This window comes from Aquabacter cavernae (assembly GCF_003993795.1).
GTDB lineage: Bacteria > Pseudomonadota > Alphaproteobacteria > Rhizobiales > Xanthobacteraceae > Aquabacter > Aquabacter cavernae.
Map to the genome: position 1 here is coordinate 362039 of NZ_RWKV01000015.1, position 17994 is coordinate 380032.

The 17994-nt window shown below is 67.8% G+C and carries 13 protein-coding genes; 4 read left to right on the forward strand and 9 right to left on the reverse strand.

Annotated features, from left to right (window positions below; all coding sequences use genetic code 11):
- Positions 1-89: 89 nt before the first annotated feature.
- Positions 90-2771, forward strand: coding sequence for a nitrate reductase (locus EJJ38_RS15030; RefSeq protein WP_127090930.1), 2682 nt, complete (start codon positions 90-92; stop codon positions 2769-2771).
- A 160-nt stretch (positions 2772-2931) separates the two neighbouring features.
- A complete protein-coding gene (locus tag EJJ38_RS15035) occupies positions 2932-4005 on the forward strand; it encodes an NAD(P)H-dependent flavin oxidoreductase (protein WP_127090931.1) in 1074 nt (357 codons plus the stop codon).
- A 12-nt stretch (positions 4006-4017) separates the two neighbouring features.
- On the opposite strand, the gene EJJ38_RS15040 is transcribed toward EJJ38_RS15035, so the two are convergent.
- Positions 4018-4425, reverse strand: coding sequence for a gamma-butyrobetaine hydroxylase family protein (locus EJJ38_RS15040; RefSeq protein ID WP_127090932.1), 408 nt, complete (start codon positions 4423-4425; stop codon positions 4018-4020).
- 180 nt (positions 4426-4605) lie between these two features.
- Between EJJ38_RS15040 and moaA the strand changes: the two genes are divergently transcribed.
- Positions 4606-5622, forward strand: a complete 1017-nt coding sequence (gene moaA / locus EJJ38_RS15045) for a GTP 3',8-cyclase MoaA (RefSeq protein WP_127090933.1) — start codon at positions 4606-4608, stop codon at positions 5620-5622.
- Positions 5623-5703: 81 nt separating this feature from the next.
- The gene (locus tag EJJ38_RS15050) at positions 5704-6051 is read left to right on the forward strand and encodes a tRNA-binding protein (RefSeq protein ID WP_127090934.1); all 348 of its coding nucleotides are present in this window, start codon (positions 5704-5706) and stop codon (positions 6049-6051) included.
- 95 nt (positions 6052-6146) lie between these two features.
- On the opposite strand, the gene lpdA is transcribed toward EJJ38_RS15050, so the two are convergent.
- The 8 genes from lpdA to zapE form a co-directional block, all read right to left on the reverse strand.
- Positions 6147-7547, reverse strand: a complete 1401-nt coding sequence (gene lpdA, locus EJJ38_RS15055; RefSeq protein WP_127090935.1) for a dihydrolipoyl dehydrogenase — start codon at positions 7545-7547, stop codon at positions 6147-6149.
- A 57-nt stretch (positions 7548-7604) separates the two neighbouring features.
- On the reverse strand, positions 7605-8252 hold the full coding sequence (locus EJJ38_RS15060) for a LysE family translocator (RefSeq protein ID WP_127090936.1): 648 nt from the start codon (positions 8250-8252) through the stop codon (positions 7605-7607).
- A gap of 89 nt (positions 8253-8341) precedes the next feature.
- Positions 8342-9562, reverse strand: a complete 1221-nt coding sequence (gene odhB / locus EJJ38_RS15065) for a 2-oxoglutarate dehydrogenase complex dihydrolipoyllysine-residue succinyltransferase (protein WP_127090937.1) — start codon at positions 9560-9562, stop codon at positions 8342-8344.
- 285 nt (positions 9563-9847) lie between these two features.
- Entirely contained in the window at positions 9848-12796 is a 2949-nt protein-coding gene (locus tag EJJ38_RS15070; protein WP_127090938.1) for a 2-oxoglutarate dehydrogenase E1 component, read from the reverse strand.
- A gap of 398 nt (positions 12797-13194) precedes the next feature.
- On the reverse strand, positions 13195-14079 hold the full coding sequence (sucD, locus tag EJJ38_RS15075; protein ID WP_127090939.1) for a succinate--CoA ligase subunit alpha: 885 nt from the start codon (positions 14077-14079) through the stop codon (positions 13195-13197).
- 3 nt (positions 14080-14082) lie between these two features.
- Complete coding sequence (sucC, locus tag EJJ38_RS15080) at positions 14083-15282, reverse strand: ADP-forming succinate--CoA ligase subunit beta (RefSeq protein ID WP_127090940.1); 1200 nt, start codon at positions 15280-15282, stop codon at positions 14083-14085.
- A gap of 122 nt (positions 15283-15404) precedes the next feature.
- Positions 15405-16370, reverse strand: coding sequence for a malate dehydrogenase (mdh, locus tag EJJ38_RS15085; RefSeq protein ID WP_127090941.1), 966 nt, complete (start codon positions 16368-16370; stop codon positions 15405-15407).
- A gap of 294 nt (positions 16371-16664) precedes the next feature.
- Positions 16665-17852, reverse strand: a complete 1188-nt coding sequence (gene zapE / locus EJJ38_RS15090) for a cell division protein ZapE (protein ID WP_127090942.1) — start codon at positions 17850-17852, stop codon at positions 16665-16667.
- Positions 17853-17994 lie beyond the last annotated feature (142 nt).

Consider the following 17994-nt stretch of genomic DNA (forward strand, 5'->3'; position numbering starts at 1 on the left):
GATGTGATGCTTCAGGCGATCGCTTCCACCTTTCTCCATCCTTCCCCGCACGCGGGCGCGCAAGCCGGTCGCGGCGGGAGGGGCGCCCCATGAACGCCCCTCTCACCGCCACCCCTGCCGTGCGCACCACCTGCCCTTATTGCGGCGTCGGCTGCGGCGTGAAGGCGACGCCCGATGCCGCCGGAGGCGCGCGCATCGCCGGGGACGAGACCCATCCCGCCAATCTCGGACGGCTCTGCTCCAAGGGCACGGCGCTGGGCGACACGATCGGGCTCGAAACCCGGCTTTTGCACCCCATGACGCGCCGCGCCGACGGGCGGCTGGCGCGCACCGGCTGGGACGAGGCGCTGGACCATGTGGCGCAGGGCCTGCGCGAGACGCTGGAGCGGCACGGGCCGCAGGCCATCGCCTTCTATCTGTCGGGGCAATTACTCACCGAGGACTATTACGCCGCCAACAAGCTGGCGAAGGGCTTCCTCGGCACGTCCAACGTGGACACCAATTCGCGCCTCTGCATGGCCTCCTCGGTGGCAGGCCACAAGCGGGCCTTCGGCTCGGACACGGTGCCCGGCTGCTATGAGGACCTGGAGAGCGCCGACCTCATGGTGCTCGTGGGCTCCAACACCGCCTGGTGCCACCCGGTCCTGTACCGCCGCATGCTGGCGGCGCGCGCGGCGCGGGGCACGAAGATCGTTGTCATCGATCCCCGCCGCACCCAGACGGCGGAGGATGTGGACCTGTTCCTGCCTCTCGCCCATGGCAGCGACGCGGCCCTGTTCGGCGGCCTGCTGGTCCATCTCGCGGAGACCGGCGCCGTGGACGCGGCCTTTGTGCGCGATCACACCAGCGGCTTCGGCGAAGCCCTGGCCCGTGCCCGCGCGCTCACACCGGACGCTGCCGCCACCGCCCGCGCCACCGGCCTCGCGGAAGCCGATGTCGCCCGCTTCTTCGCCCTGTTCCGCGACACGCAACGCACCGTCACCTGCTATTCCCAAGGGGTGAACCAGTCGGCCCGCGGCACCGACAAGGTGAACGCCATCCTCAATTGCCACCTCGCCACGGGACGCATCGGGCGCGAAGGCATGGGGCCCTTCTCCCTCACCGGCCAGCCCAATGCCATGGGCGGGCGCGAGGTGGGCGGGCTCGCCAACCAGCTCGCGGCCCATATGGGTTTCACGCCGGCGGAGGTGGACCGGGTCCGCCGCTTCTGGGACGCGCCCCACATGGCAGAGCGCGAGGGGCTGAAGGCGGTGGACCTGTTCGACGCGGTCGAGCGGGGCGAGATCAAGGCGCTCTGGGTGATGGGCACCAATCCCGCCGTGAGCCTGCCGCGCGCGGATGCCGTGCGTGCGGCGCTGGGAAAGCTCGACCTGTTCGTGCTCTCCGAGAATGTGGTTGGTAACGACACGTTCGAAAGCGGCCCGCATGTGGTGCTGCCCGCCTCCGCCTGGGGCGAGAAGGACGGCACCGTCACCAATTCGGAACGGCGCATCTCCCGCCAGCGCCCCTTCCTCTCCTGCGCGGGGGAAGCGCGGCCCGACTGGTGGGCACTGGCGCAGGTGGCCCACCGCCTCGGCCACGGCCTGGCCTTCGCCTGGGCCTCGCCCGCCGACATCTTCCGCGAGCATGCGGCCCTGTCCGGTTTCGAGAATGGCGGCACGCGGGACTTCGACATGTCCGGCCTCGCGCATCTGAGTGACGGAGCCTACGAGGCTCTGGAGCCGGTGCAGTGGCCGGTGCCTGCCGGTGCGAAGACCGGCCCGGCTCGCCTGTTCGCGGAGGGCGGCTTCTTCACGCCCGACCGGCGCGCCCGCTTCGTGGTGCCCGAGGCCCTGGCCCGTCCCGAGACCACGGACGACCTACCCTTCATCCTCAATACCGGCCGCATCCGCGACCAGTGGCACACCATGACGCGCACGGGCCTCTCACCGCGCCTGTCCGCCCACTTGCCCGCACCTTTCGTGTCCGTTCATCCGGCCGATGCGGCGCGGCGCGGCCTGGCCGCCGGCGACCTCGCGCAGGTTCGCACGCAGCATGGGACGAGCCTGCTGGAAGTGCATCTCGACGAGGGGCTTTCCCCCGGGACTCTGTTCGCCCCGATCCATTGGAGCGACGCCAATTCCTCGTCCGGCCGGGTGGGTTCCCTGGTCCAGCCGCAGACCGACCCCATTTCGGGCCAGCCGGATTCCAAGGCGACACCCGCCGCCATTGCCCCCGTGGAAGCGCCCTATCACGGCTTCCTGCTGGCCCGTACGCCGCTGGAGCCGCCGCCCGGCGCCTGGTGGACGCGCCTGCCCGTGGAGGGCGGCTTCGCCTGGCGCCTCGCCAGTGCCGAGCCGCCGGAGCGCTGGCAGTCCTGGGCCATATCCCACATGGCCGAGAGCGATGTGGCTGATCTCGTGGACCATGCGCAGGGCCATTACCGGGCCGCCGCCTTCGATGCGGAGGGGCATCTGGGTTTCGCGCTCATTGTCGGTCCGCGCGGGGCGACGCCCGCCTGGGATGCGCTGAAAAGCCTGTTCGCTGCAGGCGCCGTTTCCGGAGCGGACCGGCGGCTGATCCTGTCCGGCCGCCGGGCCGGGCTCGATGCCGATCTAGGCCCGCTGGTCTGCGCCTGCCACGGCGTGCCGCGCGGCGCCATCGAGGCCGCCGTGCGCGGCGGCTGCGCCAGCGCGGAGGCGGTGGGCGGCAAATTGAAGGCAGGCACCAATTGCGGCTCCTGCCTTCCCGAGATCCGGGGGATCATCGCGGATATGCGTATTTCGGCGTGATGAGGCGCATTTGCGCAACCGGATGTGCGCAAACACAGGAGGACAAGGCCGCGAAGGCGGCCTAGCTTGTCGGCGAACCGGGCCGGGCACGGCGTATGGGTCAGGACTTGATCCAAGCGCCGCGCAAGACGGCCCGGACAGGCAAGGGAAACGCTTCGTCATGTGGCCGTCCACCCGCTTCACCGACCTCGTCGAAACCGACCTCCCCCTCATCCAGGCGCCCATGATCGGCCCGAAGCCCGAACTGGCCCGCGCCGCCAGCGCCAATGGCGCGCTCGGCTCGCTCGGCTGTGCCTCCATGACGCCCGACCAGGTGCGCGCCGAGGCCGCCGCGATCCGCGCGGTGACGGACAAGCCGTTCAACCTGAACTTCTTCGCCCACACCCCCGCGCCCGAGAATGCGGAAAAGGCGGCCGCCTGGAAGGCGCGCCTCGCCCCCTATTATGCGGAGCTGGGCCTCGACGCCGCCGCGCCCATCGCCGTCACCAATCGCGCGCCCTTCGACGCCACCATGTGCGCGGTGGTGGAGGAGGTACGCCCGCGCGTGGTGAGCTTCCATTTCGGCCTGCCGGATGCCGGGCTCCTGGCGCGAGTGAAGGCGGCAGGCGCGGTGGTCCTGTCCTCCGCCACCACGGCGGAAGAGGCCGCGTGGCTGGAGGCCCATGGCGCCGACGCCATCATCGCCCAGGGGGCGGAAGCGGGCGGGCACCGGGGCATGTTCCTCACCGACGATCCCGCCCGGCAGGTGGGCATCTTCGCCCTGGTGCCGCAGGTGGTGGATGCGGTGAAGGTGCCGGTGATCGCGGCCGGCGGCATCGCGGATGGGCGCGGCATCGCCGCCGCCTTCGCTTTGGGGGCGGACGCCGTGCAGATCGGCACCGCCTTCCTGCTCACGTCTGAAGCCGGGCTCTCGCCGATCTATCGCGCGGCGCTCAAGGGCGCGGCGAGCGATGCCACCGTCCTCACCAATGTATTCACGGGTCGTCCGGCACGCGGCATCGTCAACCGGATCATGCGCGAGGAAGGCCCGCTCTCGCCCCGCGCGCCTGCCTTCCCCACCGCCGCCCCGCCGCTTGGCCCGCTCAAGGCCGCCGCCGAAGCGAAGGGGCTCGGGGATTTCACGGCCCTCTGGTCCGGCCAGGCCGGGCGCCTCGCGCGGGAGGCGCGCGTGAGCGAGGTTCTGGAAACCTTCGTCACCGAGGCACAGGCGGTGATGGCGCGGTTCGGGCGCTGACAAACCGGGGCCTCAGCCGCGCGAGAGGCCCTGGGCCTTCAGGGCCTCCAGATAGGCGCCGAACCGTTCCTCCTGTTCGGCGCCCAGGGTCCACAGATAGGTCCAGCTATAGATGCCGGTCTGGTGGCCGTCGTCGAAGATGAGGCGCACGGCATAGGAGCCCACCGGCTCCACCTGCGCGATGCGCACCATCCGCTTGCCGGGCACGGTCTGCTTCTCGTGGGGGGCGTGGCCCTGGACCTCGGCGGATGGGCTCTCCACCCGCAGATATTCGGCCGGCAGCGTGTGGCTTGCCCCGTCCTCGAACGTGACCTTCAGCGCGTGACGCTCCTCGATGACCCGCAATTCGGTGGGCCAGGGATCGACGGCGGGAGGGATGGCGGAGGGTGGCGTGGCGGAGGGTGGCGTGGCGGAGGACATGGCTCGGCTCCGGCTTGGGCGCGGTCGGGCGCGATGCCGCGCCTTTGAGCGGGCGGCCCCTACCCATTCTTGCCCGGCATACGATATAATAGCTCCAGAATGAAGGGCGGCGTCAGACCGCCGCGAAGAGTCGGGAGCCTCAAGGTGCGTCCGTTTCCGCGTGATCTCAGCGATCGCAGCATGGTCGCCTCCGCTGTGCAGGGTCCGCTCGTGGACACGTTCGGCCGGGCCGTGACCTATCTGCGCGTGTCGGTGACGGACCGCTGCGACTTCCGCTGCGTCTATTGCATGTCCGAGCACATGACCTTCCTGCCCAAGCAGGACCTGCTGACGCTGGAGGAGCTGGACCGGCTGTGTTCCGCCTTCGTGGCACGGGGTGTGCGCAAGCTGCGCCTGACCGGCGGCGAGCCCCTGGTGCGGCGCGACGTGATGACCCTGTTCCGCGCCCTCTCCCGCCATCTGGAGACCGGGCGCCTGGAAGAGCTGACCGTCACCACCAACGGCTCCCAGCTCGCCCGCTACGCCGCTGACCTCGCCGCCTGCGGGGTGCGCCGCATCAACGTCTCCGTGGACACGCTGGACCCGGACAAGTTCCGCGCCGTGACGCGCTGGGGCGATCTCGGCAAGGTGATGGAAGGCATCGCGGCCGCCAAGGCGGCGGGCATCAAGGTGAAGCTCAACGCCGTGGCCCTGCGGGACGTGAACGAGCACGAGATCGCCGGCCTCATGGAATGGTGCCACGGGGAGGGACACGATCTGTCCCTCATCGAGGTGATGCCGCTGGGCGAAGTGGGCGCGGAGCGGGTGGACCAGTATCTGCCGCTCTCCGAAGTGCGCGCGAAGCTGGAGGAGCGCTATGCGCTCACCGACATCCCCTTCCGCACGGGCGGCCCCGCCCGCTACGTGGAAGTGAAGGAGACCGGCGGGCGGCTCGGCTTCATCACCCCCCTCACCCATAATTTCTGCGAGGGCTGCAACCGCGTGCGGGTGACCTGCACGGGCACGCTCTTCATGTGCCTCGGCCAGGAGGATGCGGCGGACCTGCGCGCGCCGCTGCGGGCCTCGGCGGACGACGCCCTGCTTCAGACGGCCATCGACGAGGCCATCTTCCGCAAGCCCAAGGGGCACGATTTCGTCATCGACCGCACCTCGCGCACCCCCGCCGTCTCCCGCCACATGAGCACCACGGGCGGCTGACCGGTACCGATGGGCGGAGGCATTGTTTCCGCCACCATCCCGAAGCAAAAGGGTCCGACACGATCGGAGCATGCTTCACCCATGGCAGACGGACAGACCATCAGCTTCGCGGACTTCGAGAACGTGGATATCCGCGTCGGCACCATCATCGCCGCCGAACCGTTTCCGGAGGCGCGCAAGCCCGCCTTCAAGCTGCGCATCGATTTCGGCCCCGAGATGGGCGTGAAGAAGTCGTCCGCGCAGATCACCGTCCATTACACAGCCGAGACGCTGGTGGGGCGGCAGGTGGCGGCGGTGGTGAACTTCCCGCCGCGCCAGATCGGCCTCTTCATGTCCGAAGTGCTGACCCTCGGCTTCCCCGACGAGAACGGCGCTGTGGTGCTCATCGGCCCCAGCCTCCCCGTGCCCAATGGGGGCAAGCTGTTCTGAGCGTGCGCACCTAAACAAAACGGCGCGGCCCGAAGGCCGCGCCGTTGTCATTCTGCCACCGGCCAGTTCGCCCCGGCAGAAGCCGGGGCCGGGCATCACATGTGGATGGCGCGCTTCTCCACGGCCATGGCCGCCTCCTTCACCGCCTCGGAGCGGGTGGGGTGGGCATGGCATGTGCGGGCGAGATCCTCGGACGAGCCGCCGAACTCCATCAGCACCGCGCATTCGTGGATCATCTCGCCGGCCTCGACGCCGATGATGTGGGCGCCCAGCACCTTGTCGGTGGCGGCGTCCGCGAGGATCTTCACGAAGCCGTCCGTCTGGTTGTTCGCCTTGGCGCGGCCATTGGCGAGGAAGGGGAACTTGCCGACCGTATAGGCAATGCCCTCGGCCTTCAGCTCTTCCTCGGTCTTGCCCACGGAGGCCACTTCCGGCGAGGTGTAGACCACGCCGGGGATGACGCCGTAATTCACATGACCCGCCTTGCCCGCCAGAAGCTCGGCGCAGGCGACGCCCTCGTCCTCGGCCTTATGGGCCAGCATGGGGCCGGCCACCACGTCGCCGATGGCGAAGATGCCGGGCACGTTGGTCTGGAAGTGGGGATCGATGACCACGCGGCCGCGCTTGTCGGTCTCGACGCCGATCTCCGCGAGGCCCAGGCCCTGCGTGTAGGCGACGCGGCCGATGGCCACCAGCACCACGTCCGCCTCGATCACCTCGGCCGCGCCGCCGGCGGCGGGTTCAACGGTCACCTTGGCACCCGTGCCGGACGTATCGACGCCCGTGACCTTGGTGCCGAGCTTGAAGGCCACGCCCTGCTTTTCCAGGATGCGCTGGAAGCTCTTGGCCACCTCGCCATCCATGCCGGGCAGGATGCGGTCGAGGAACTCCACCACCGTCACCTGCGCGCCCAGGCGGCGCCACACGGAGCCAAGCTCCAGGCCGATCACGCCCGCGCCCACAACCACGAGCTTGCCGGGCACCTTGGGGAGGACCAGCGCGCCAGTGGAGGAGACGACCTTCTGCTCGTCAATGGTGACGCCGGGAAGCTGCGCCACGTCGGAGCCGGTGGCGATGACGATATTCTTGGTCTCCAGCTCGCTCTTGGAACCGTCGGCGGCGGTCACTTCCACCTTGCCCGCGGCGAGGATGCGACCGGTGCCGAAATGCACGTCCACCTTGTTCTTCTTCAGCAGGAACTCGACACCCTTGGTGTTGCCGTCCACCGCCTTGTCCTTGAAGCCCAGCAGCGCCGCGTGGTCGAGCGTGGGGGCGGACACCTGGATGCCCATGGAGGCGAAGGAGTGGCCGGCCTCCTCGAACAGCTCGGAGGCGTGCAGCAGCGCCTTGGAGGGGATGCAGCCCACATTGAGGCAGGTGCCGCCGTGGGTGGCGCGCTTCTCCACCACGGCCACCTTCAGGCCGAGCTGGGAGGCGCGGATGGCGCAGACATAGCCGCCGGGGCCGGTACCGATGACGATGAGGTCGTAAGACATGGACGTGCGATCCTTGGAAAGTGGCACGGCGCGGGGCCGCGCGGCGGACGAATGAGATCAGGTGGCGGCCTGCCCCCGCTGGAAAGCGAGCCGCAGGCCCAGGAGGATGAGGGCACCGCCCGTGAGGCGATTGAAGGTTCGGCCAAGCCGCGCGAGCATGGCCCGCGCGGCGCCGCCGGTGAAGGCGAGCGCCACGAGGCTGAACCACAGCGCCAGCAGGCCGCCCATGGCCACGCCATAGCCCGCCTGCAGAGCGAGCGGCGTCGTAGGGCTGACCAGCGTGGTGAAGATGGAGAGGAAGAACAGCACCGCCTTGGGGTTCAGCACATTGGTGAGAAAGCCCAGGGTGAAGCTGCCGAAATCACCCGCGACACCCCGGCGCGGCCCGTCTGCGACCATGGCGTCCAGATCCGGCGGCGGGGCGCGCCAGGTGCGAACGCCCACATAGATGAGATAGGCCGCTCCGGCCCATTTCAGAATGTTGAAGGCGAGCAGGGAGTGGGCCACCACGAGGCCGAGGCCGGCGATGGTGTAGGCGGCGTGAAACAGGATGGCCGATCCGACGCCGAGACTGGTGAACAGGCCCGCCCGGCGGCCCTGCGCCACGCTCTGGCGCACCACCATGGCGAAGTCCGGACCCGGCGTGACGGCCGCGAGGCCGAACACCGCCATGAGGGTCAGGAATTCCGCGAGATGGCTCGACATGAAGCGTCCTCGGCGAGGGCGGACGGCGCGCGGCCGTCCGCTTCGGCGGAGACCGGCGGCACCCCGCCGGTCCTGGGCTCAGGCGCCCGTCAGAGGTCCAGCACGAGACGCGCGGGATCCTCAAGGGTCTCCTTCACGCGCACCAGGAAGGTCACGGCCTCGCGGCCGTCCACGATGCGGTGGTCATAGGAGAGGGCGAGATACATCATGGGACGGATCACCACCTGCCCCTTGATGGCCACCGGACGCTCCTCGATGCGATGCATGCCGAGGATGCCCGACTGCGGCGCATTGAGGATGGGGGTGGACATCAGCGAGCCGTAGATGCCGCCATTGGTGATGGTGAAGGTGCCGCCCTGCATGTCCTCGATGCCGAGCTTGCCGTCACGCGCCTTGCGGCCGTAGCCGGCAATGGCCTTCTCGATGCCGGCCACGGACAGTTCGTCCGCGTCGCGCACCACCGGGACCACGAGGCCCTTCTCGGTGCCCACCGCGATGCCGATATTGTAGTAGTTCTTGTAGACGAGATCGGCGCCGTCGATCTCGGCGTTCACCGCCGGGATGTCCTTCAGCGCGGCGATCACGGCCTTGGTGAAGAAGCCCATGAAGCCGAGCTTCGTGCCGTGCTTCTTCTCGAACGCATCCTTGAACTGCCCGCGCAGGCTCATGACAGCGGTCATGTCCACGTCGTTGAACGTGGTGAGCATGGCGGCAGTGTTCTGCGCGTCCTTCAGGCGGCGGGCAATGGTCTGCCGCAGCTTGGTCATCTTCACGCGCTCTTCGCGCACCGCGTCAACCGGAGCGGACGCGACGCGGGGCACGGAGACCGGCGCGGGCGCGGCGGCCGAGGCACCGGCGGAGATGGCGGCGAGCATGTCGCCCTTGGTCACGCGGCCGTCCTTGCCGCTGCCCGACACGGCGGCGGGGGACACGCCGCTCTCGGCGGCGAGGCGGGACACGGCCGGGCCGTTCGCGCCGGAGGCGGCGGCAGCCGGAGCAGCGGCAGCAGGCGCAGGGGCCGGAGCAGCAGCGGGCTTGGGGGCCGCGGCGGCCGGGGCAGCAGCAGCGCCGGAACCGGCACCGATGGAGCCCAGCAGCGCGCCGACGCCCACCGTTTCACCGTCCTTCGCCACGATCTCGGCCAGCACGCCGGAGGTCGGCGCGGGCACTTCAACCGTGACCTTGTCGGTCTCCAGTTCCACCAGCGGCTCGTCGGCCTTCACCGCATCGCCGGGCTTCTTGAACCACTTGCCGATGGTCGCCTCGGTAACGGATTCGCCCAGCGTGGGCACGCGGATTTCGGTCGCCATCACATTCGCCCCCGGCGGGGGCCTCCCTACGTCTTCGGACCCACCGGATCATCTCCGGCGCAAAAGAAGCGGCGGAAACGACCGTCCCTTGCAGGGAAAGCCGACATCCGCCTCGATCACAGAAGCCCTCGTGAAAAGGCCCCTTGCCTCGTCTTCATTCCCGACCCCGTCCACGCCACGCCCGAGGCGCCGGAAGGATCGGTCGCGGGGCCAGCCGTCCCGGCAGCCCCGCCATGATCTCATGTCCGGGCGACGGTGACGCCGCCCGAACGAATATCCGAGCCCTCAGCCCAGCGCTTCTTCGAGGAAGCCCTTCAGTTGCGCGAGGTGCTTCGACATGAGGCCGGTGGCGGTGGCCGCCGAGGCGGCACGGCCGGCATAGCGCGGACGCTTGGAGGCGGCCCCGATATTCTCCAGCACCCATTCCAGGTAAGGCTGCACGAAGGCCCAGGCGCCCTGGTTCTTCGGCTCTTCCTGGCACCAGACCACCTCGGCGCCCTTGAAGCGCGAGAGGAGCTGGATGAGGCTCTTGAGCGGGAACGGGAACAGCTGCTCCACGCGCAGCAGGTACACGTCCGACACGCCGCGCTTCTCGCGCTCCTCGTAGAGGTCGTAATAGACCTTGCCGGAGCACAGGACCACGCGGCGGATCTTCTCGTCCGGCACCAGCTTGACGCCGTCCGTCAGGGTCTCGGCGTCGTCCAGCAGCAGGCGGTGGAAGGACGTCCCCGCCGCCATCTCCTCCAGCTTCGACACCGCCCGCTTGTGGCGCAGCAGCGACTTCGGCGTCATGAGGATGAGCGGCTTGCGGAACTCGCGCTTCATCTGCCGGCGCAGGATGTGGAAGTAGTTGGCAGGCGTGGTGCAGTTCGCCACCTGCATGTTGTCCTCGGCGCAGAGCTGCAGGTAGCGCTCGAGGCGGGCGGAGGAGTGCTCCGGACCCTGGCCCTCATAGCCGTGCGGCAGCAGGCAGACGAGGCCGGACATGCGCAGCCACTTGCGCTCGCCCGAGGAGATGAACTGGTCGAACACCACCTGGGCGCCGTTGGCGAAGTCGCCGAACTGCGCCTCCCACAGAACCAGCGTGTTGGGCTCGGACAGCGTGTAGCCGTACTCGAAGCCCAGCACCGCCTCTTCCGAGAGCATCGAGTTGATGACCTCGTACTTGGCCTGGGAGTCGGAGAGGTGGTTGAAGGGCTTGTAGCGCGCCTCGGTTTCCTGGTCGGTCAGCACCGAATGGCGCTGCGAGAAGGTGCCGCGCTCGCAATCCTGGCCGGAGAGACGCACGGGGCGGCCCTCTTCCAGGAGCGAGCAGAAGGCCAGCGCCTCGCCGGTCGCCCAGTCGATGCCCGCGCCCTCCTCGATGGCCTTGCGGCGATTGTCGAGGAAACGCTGGATAGTGCGGTGCGGCTGGAAGCCCTCCGGCACGCGGGTGATCTTCTCGCCGATGGCCTTGAGCTGGTCGAGCGGCACACCGGTATCGCCACGGCGCGGATCGTCATCCTCGTGGATGGCGCGCATGCCGGCCCAGCGGCCGTCCAGCCAGTCCGCCTTGTTGGGCTTGTAGGCCTGGCCGGCCTCGTATTCGCCTTCCAGGCGGTCGCGCCAGGCGGCGCGCATCTGGTCGATCTCGCCGGGCGCGATGACGCCTTCCGCCTCAAGCTTCTTGGAGTAAAGCTCCAGGGTGCTCGGGTGGCTGCGGATCACCTTGTACATCTTCGGCTGGGTGAAGGCAGGCTCGTCGCCTTCATTGTGGCCGAAGCGGCGGTAGCAGAACATGTCGATGACGACCGGCTTGTGGAAGCGCTGCCGGAACTCGATGGCCACCTTCGCGCAGAAGGTCACGGCCTCCGGGTCGTCGCCATTCACATGGAAGATCGGCGCCTCGATCATCTTCGCCACATCGGAAGGATAGGGCGAGGAGCGCGAATAGCGCGGATTGGTGGTGAAGCCGATCTGGTTGTTGATGATGAAATGGAGGGAACCGCCGGTGCGGTGACCCTTCAGGCCCGACAGGCCGAGGCATTCCGCCACCACGCCCTGGCCGGCGAAGGCCGCGTCGCCATGGATGAGCAGCGGGAGCACCTTCACGCGCTCCTCGTCCTTCAGCTGGTCCTGCTTGGCGCGCGCCTTGCCGAGCACCACGGGATCCACGATCTCAAGGTGCGAGGGATTGGCGGTGAGCGAGATATGCACCTTGTTGCCGTCGAACTCGCGGTCCGAGGAGGCACCGAGGTGGTACTTCACGTCGCCCGAGCCTTCCACGTCGTCGGGGGCCCAGGAGCCGCCCTTGAACTCGTGGAACAGCGCGCGGTGGGGCTTGCCCATCACCTGGGTCAGCGCATTGAGGCGGCCACGGTGGGCCATGCCGAAGACGATGTCCTGGACGCCCAGATTGCCGCCGCGCTTGATGATCTGCTCAAGGGCCGGGATCAGCGATTCGCCGCCGTCGAGGCCGAAGCGCTTGGTGCCGGTATACTTGACGTCGAGGAACTTCTCGAAGCCCTCGGCCTCCACCAGCTTGTTCAGGATGGCGCGCTTGCCCTCCCGGGTGAAGGTGACTTCCTTGTCCGGCCCCTCGATGCGCTCCTGGATCCAGGCCTTCTCCTCGGGCGAGGAGATGTGCATGAACTCGACACCGATGGAGCGGCAATAGGTCCGGCGCAGGATGTCGATCATCTCGCGCACGGTGGCGAATTCCATGCCGAGCACATGATCGATGAAGATCTTGCGGTCGAGGTCCGCCTCGTAGAAGCCGTAGGACGCTGGCTCAAGCTCCGGCGCCTCGCGCGGCGGGGTCAGGTGCAGCGGGTCGAGGTCGGCATGCAGGTGGCCGCGCATGCGGTAGGCGCGGATCATCATCAGCGCCTTGACGGAATCGCGCGTGGCCTGCTGCACATCGGTGGCGGACAGCTCGATGCCCTTGGACTGGGCAGAGGCCTTCACCTTGTCGGCGACCTTCTTCTCGGCCTCGCCCCAATTGCCATCGAGGGCGGAGACCAGCTCGCCATTGGCGTGAATCGGCCAGTTGGGCTTCTTCCAGGAGGCGCCGCGGGCATTCTGCACCACCTGCGCCGGCTCTTCCTTCAGCGCCGCGAAGAAGCTCTGCCACTGGGGATCCACCGAGCCGGGATCGGCCTCATAGCGGGCATAGAGATCTTCAATCCACTGAGCGTTACCTCCGTAAAGGAAGGAGGTGGAGAGGAAGAGGTCGTTCTGTTCCGCGCGCGACATGGGTTCCATCCCAATGGCGTTCCGAGCCGAAGCCTTTCAAAGCGCAATCTGCGCCTAAAACCAAGCCCAAAAGCCAGCTTCATTCATGAATCTGGACCAAGGTCGCCCTCGGCCCGGGATCCTTCGCACCGACCGGAGGCCGCAGGCGAAGGACGTTACGATACATATCTCTCGTGACGTGCCTTTACGAACCCCTTGGACACGCCCTCCAAGCATGCCTGCCCTGCGGCATGCACGCCCCTCCTAGAGAGGGATTCACCCGCCAGGTCGATTCACCTTAGCGGCATCAGGCTCTAGTCAGGAATTTTGACCTGCGAGTGTCGCAGGAGGGGCGGGGTCAAAAAAACGGGCCGCTCTCGGGAGCGGCCCGCACTGTCGTTTCGTGGCTTGCGCCCGCCTCAGCCCTTCAGGACGTCAACGAGCGTCTTGCCGAGGCGCGCCGGAGAGGGGGAGACCCGGATGCCGGCCGCTTCCATGGCCGAGATCTTGTCTTCCGCGCCGCCCTTGCCGCCGGAGATGATGGCGCCCGCATGGCCCATGCGGCGACCGGGAGGAGCCGTGCGGCCAGCGATGAAGCCGACCATGGGCTTCTTGCGGCCGCGCTTCGCCTCGTCCTTGATGAACTGGGCGGCGTCCTCTTCGGCGGAGCCGCCGATTTCGCCGATCATGATGATGGACTGGGTCTTCTCGTCGGCCAGGAACATCTCCAGCACGTCGATGAACTCGGTCCCCTTCACCGGGTCGCCGCCGATGCCCACCGCCGAGGTCTGGCCGAGGCCTTCCTGGGTGGTCTGGAACACCGCCTCATAGGTGAGGGTGCCGGACCGGGAGACGACGCCCACCGAGCCCGCGCGGAAGATGTTGGCCGGCATGATGCCGATCTTGCTCTCGCCGGCGGTCACGACGCCCGGGCAGTTCGGGCCGATGAGGCGCGACTTGGAGCTGGTGAGGGCACGCTTCACGCGCACCATGTCGAGCACCGGGATGCCTTCCGTGATGCAGACGATCAGCGGGATTTCCGCGTCGATGGCTTCCAGGATGGCGTCCGCCGCGCCGGGCGGGGGCACGTAGATCACGCTCGCGTCCGCGCCGGTGGCCTCGCGGGCCTCGATCACGGTGTCGAACACGGGCAGGCCGAGATGGGTGGAGCCGCCCTTACCGGGCGAGGTGCCACCAACCATCTTGGTGCCATAGGCAATGGCCTGCTCGGCATGGAACGTGCCGTTCTTGCCGGTGAAGCCCTGGGTGATGACCTTGGTATTGCGATCAATAAGCACGGACATCGCTCAGGCTCCCTTCTTCACGGCCGCGACGATCTTCTGCGCCGCATCATCCAGATCGTCGGCAGGGATCACGTTCAGGCCGCTCTCGCGGATGATCTTCTTGCCTTCTTCCACATTGGTGCCTTCCAGGCGCACCACCAGCGGGACCTGCAGCCCCACCGCCTTCACCGCCGCCAGCACGCCGCGCGCGATCACGTCGCACTTCATGATGCCGCCGAAGATGTTGACCAGGATGCCCTTCACCTGGGGATCCGCGGTGATGATCTTGAACGCCGCCGTCACCTTCTCTTCGGTGGCGCCGCCGCCCACGTCCAGGAAGTTGGCGGGCTCTTCGCCATACAGCTTGATGATGTCCAGCGTCGCCATGGCGAGGCCGGCGCCGTTCACCATGCAGCCGATGGTGCCGTCGAGCGCGATATAAGCGAGGTCGTACTTGGACGCCTCGATCTCCTTGGCATCCTCCTCGGTCTCGTCACGCAGCTCGACGAGGTCGGGATGGCGGAAGAGCGAGTTGGAATCGAAGGAGACCTTCGCGTCGAGGACGCGCAGCTGATTATCCTTGGTGACGATCAGCGGGTTGATCTCCAGCATGGCCATGTCCGTGCCCGTGAAGGCCGAGAACAGCACTTCGGTGAGCTTGCCCGCCTGCTTGGCGAGGTCGCCCGACAGGCCGAGCGCCTTGGCCACCTTGCGACCATGGAAGCCCTGGATGCCGGAAGCCGGGTCCACGGAGAAGGTCACGATCTTCTCGGGCGTGGAATGGGCCACTTCCTCAATGTCCATGCCGCCTTCGGTGGACACGACGAAAGCGACGCGCGAGGTGTCACGATCCACCAGCAGCGAGAGGTAGAATTCCTTCTCGATGTCGGAGCCGTCCTCGATATAGAGGCGGTTCACCTGCTTGCCGGCGGGGCCGGTCTGGATGGTGACGAGGGTAGAGCCCAGCATCTGCCCGGCGAAGGTCTTCACCTCCTCCACGGACTTGGCAAGGCGCACGCCGCCCTTCTCGCCGGCGGCTTCTTCCTTGAACTTGCCCTTGCCGCGTCCGCCGGCATGGATCTGGGACTTCACGACCCAGAGCGGGCCGCCCAGCTCGTTGGCGGCCTTCTCGGCCTCCTCGGCCGAGAACACGGCGACGCCGCGCGAGACAGGCGCGCCGTACTTCTTCAGGAGCGCTTTCGCCTGGTATTCATGGATATTCATCGGGCTTGGTCCCCAAGGGTTGCGCACCCCCCGCCCCTCCCGAGGCGGGCATGCGGCTGGCCAAACCGGCGAAGCTTAACCCCGCCGACACGAAAGCGGCGGCCCGTAAGGCCGCCGCGCATTCATTTTGCGAGATCCGGAGCGAGCTTGACGCAGGCCTCCATGAGGTCCCGCACCGAGTTCACGGACTTCTCGAAGTTCGCCTTCTCCTCGCGGTCGAGATCGATCTCCACGACACGCTCGACGCCCTTGGCGCCGATCACGACGGGAACACCGACATAGATGTCCTTCAGGCCGTACTCGCCCGACAGATAGGCGGCGCACGGCAGAACGCGCTTTTTGTCCTTCAGATAGGCATCGGCCATGGCGATGGCGGACGCCGCCGGCGCGTAGAAGGCTGAGCCTGTCTTGAGCAGGTTCACGATTTCCGCGCCCCCGTCCCGCGTGCGCTGGACGATGGCTTCGATGCGGTCCTTCGTGGTCCAGCCCATCTTGATGAGATCGGGCACCGAGATGCCGGCCACCGCCGAATAGCGGATCAGCGGCACCATGGTGTCGCCGTGGCCACCCATGACGAAGGCGGTCACGTCCTCCACCGAGACGTTGAACTCGTCGGCGAGGAAATAGCGCAGCCGTGCCGAATCCAGCACGCCCGCCATGCCGACCACCTTCTCCTTGGGCAGGCCGCAGGACTTCTGCAGCGCCCAGACCATGGCGTCGAGCGGATTGGTGATGCAGATGACGAAGGCGTCAGGGGCATATTTGGCAATGCCCGCGCCCACCTGCTCCATCACCTTCAGATTGATGGCGAGAAGGTCGTCGCGGCTCATGCCGGGCTTACGCGGCACGCCTGCGGTGACGATCACCACATCGGCGCCCTCGATGGCCTCATAGGTATTGGTGCCAGACAGGCGCGCGTCGAAACCTTCCACCGGCGAAAGCTCGGCGAGGTCCAGCGCCTTGCCCTGGGGCGTGCCTTCCGCGACATCGAACAGGACGATGTCACCCAGTTCCTTCAGGCCGGCAAGAAGCGCGAGCGTGCCGCCGATCTGGCCGGCTCCGATCAGGGCTATCTTGTTGCGTGCCATCAGGCGGGACCCTCGAAAAGGCGGGCGGCCCGGCAAAGGCCGAGCGGCGCTTGACTACTCCCATCCGGGAAGGGGTTCAAGACGGGCCGGGCTCGCAAATGCACGGAATCGTGAGCAGTCGCACAATCAGGACGCTGGCATACGGAATATTGTTTGCCGCCACGTTGGAATAACGTCATTTTCCAACCGCAGCCCCAGGGCGGCTCGTGGGCCGGCTCATCCCAAAGTTCAATTCGGCCGCGCTCATTGGCACACGGCGGGGGTGCGGGTACTCCGCATCCTGAAATCCGTGCCTCAGGTCTCGGCGAGCCCTGTCGTCGCCCCGGAAGCGGTGGAGTCGGGGCGCCCGTGGGCACGCGCGAGATATTCTGAGGATCGCATCTCGTGGAGGCGGGAGACGGTGCGCGCCCACTCGAACGCTTCCGCCCCGCTGGTGCCGAGATAAAGCTGCTCCGGCTCGGCCGCTGCCGAAGCGATCAGCTTCACGCACCCGTCATAGAGCGTGTCGATGAGCGTGATGAAGCGCTTGGCCTCATTGCGCCGCTCGCCGCTCAGGATCGGAATGTCGTCCAGCAGCACCGAATGGAAGGTGCGGCCGATCTTCAGATAGTCCGACGCACCCAGCGGGCGCATGCACAGATCGTCGAAGGCGAAGCGGGCCGTACCGTTGCCCTGGGCGGGCACGGGAATGACGCGCCCCTTCATGGCGAGTTCGCCCGGCCGCGCCCCGGCCGGCCCCACCAGCGTCGCGAACGCCCGGTCGAGGGCCGCAGTCGCTTCCGGCCCCAGGGGCTCGTACCAGACGGGAATGCCGGACAGCTTCTCCATCCGATAGTCCGTGGGCGCGTCGAGGTTGATGACCTCCATGCGCGCCTCGATCATGTCGATGAAGGGCAGGAACAATGCGCGGTTGAGCCCCCCGGCATAGAGATCGCGCGGGGCAACGTTGGAGGTGGCCACCACCACCACGCCGTCGGCGAACAGCTTCTGGAAGAGGCGGCCCAGGATCATGGCATCGGCGATGTCGGTGACGTGGAACTCGTCGAAGCACAGCAGCTTGGCCTCGCGCGCCAGTTCGTCCGCCACCGGCTGGAGCGGATCCGCCTGCTTGCGCGTCCCGCGCTTCTGCCCCTCGCGCTCCTGGAAGATGCGCTCATGCACGTCGGCCATGAATTCATGGAAGTGCGCGCGGCGCTTGGCCTGGACCGGTGCCGTCTCGAAGAACAGGTCCATGAGCATGGTCTTGCCGCGCCCGACCTTGCCGTAAATATAGAGGCCGCGCGGGGCCTGCGGCGTGGCGCGGCGCTGGAACAGCCAGCCGAGGGCCGAGGACTTGGTGGCCAATGCCCTGTCGCGCAATTCGCCTTCGAGGCGGGCGAAGGCCTCCACGATCTGCGCCTGCGCGGAATCGCTCGAAATCTCACCGCCCGCGACCTTGGACAGATACCGGTCCCGGACCCGCGACGACTGTGCGCTCCCCATGCTGCCTCCAAAGGGCCTTCGATCGACCTTCGCACCTGCACTCGCCTTCCGGTCTAGAGCGCGAGAGGCCGGTTGGAAAGCGGATCCTTGCCGCCCTGGGGGGCCGGCCTCTTCCATGGAGTTGTCACAAGCGAGGAAACCA

Excerpts from the sequence above, each read along its gene's own strand:
- EJJ38_RS15030 (WP_127090930.1), top strand. The coding sequence starts at position 90 with ATGAACGCCCCTCTCACCGCCACCCCTGCCGTGCGCACCACCTGCCCT.
- EJJ38_RS15035 (WP_127090931.1), top strand. The coding sequence starts at position 2,932 with ATGTGGCCGTCCACCCGCTTCACCGACCTCGTCGAAACCGACCTCCCC.
- EJJ38_RS15040 (WP_127090932.1), bottom strand. The coding sequence starts at position 4,425 with ATGTCCTCCGCCACGCCACCCTCCGCCACGCCACCCTCCGCCATCCCT.
- moaA (WP_127090933.1), top strand. The coding sequence starts at position 4,606 with ATGGTCGCCTCCGCTGTGCAGGGTCCGCTCGTGGACACGTTCGGCCGG.
- EJJ38_RS15050 (WP_127090934.1), top strand. The coding sequence starts at position 5,704 with ATGGCAGACGGACAGACCATCAGCTTCGCGGACTTCGAGAACGTGGAT.
- lpdA (WP_127090935.1), bottom strand. The coding sequence starts at position 7,547 with ATGTCTTACGACCTCATCGTCATCGGTACCGGCCCCGGCGGCTATGTC.
- EJJ38_RS15060 (WP_127090936.1), bottom strand. The coding sequence starts at position 8,252 with ATGTCGAGCCATCTCGCGGAATTCCTGACCCTCATGGCGGTGTTCGGC.
- odhB (WP_127090937.1), bottom strand. The coding sequence starts at position 9,562 with ATGGCGACCGAAATCCGCGTGCCCACGCTGGGCGAATCCGTTACCGAG.
- EJJ38_RS15070 (WP_127090938.1), bottom strand. The coding sequence starts at position 12,796 with ATGTCGCGCGCGGAACAGAACGACCTCTTCCTCTCCACCTCCTTCCTT.
- sucD (WP_127090939.1), bottom strand. The coding sequence starts at position 14,079 with ATGTCCGTGCTTATTGATCGCAATACCAAGGTCATCACCCAGGGCTTC.
- sucC (WP_127090940.1), bottom strand. The coding sequence starts at position 15,282 with ATGAATATCCATGAATACCAGGCGAAAGCGCTCCTGAAGAAGTACGGC.
- mdh (WP_127090941.1), bottom strand. The coding sequence starts at position 16,370 with ATGGCACGCAACAAGATAGCCCTGATCGGAGCCGGCCAGATCGGCGGC.
- zapE (WP_127090942.1), bottom strand. The coding sequence starts at position 17,852 with ATGGGGAGCGCACAGTCGTCGCGGGTCCGGGACCGGTATCTGTCCAAG.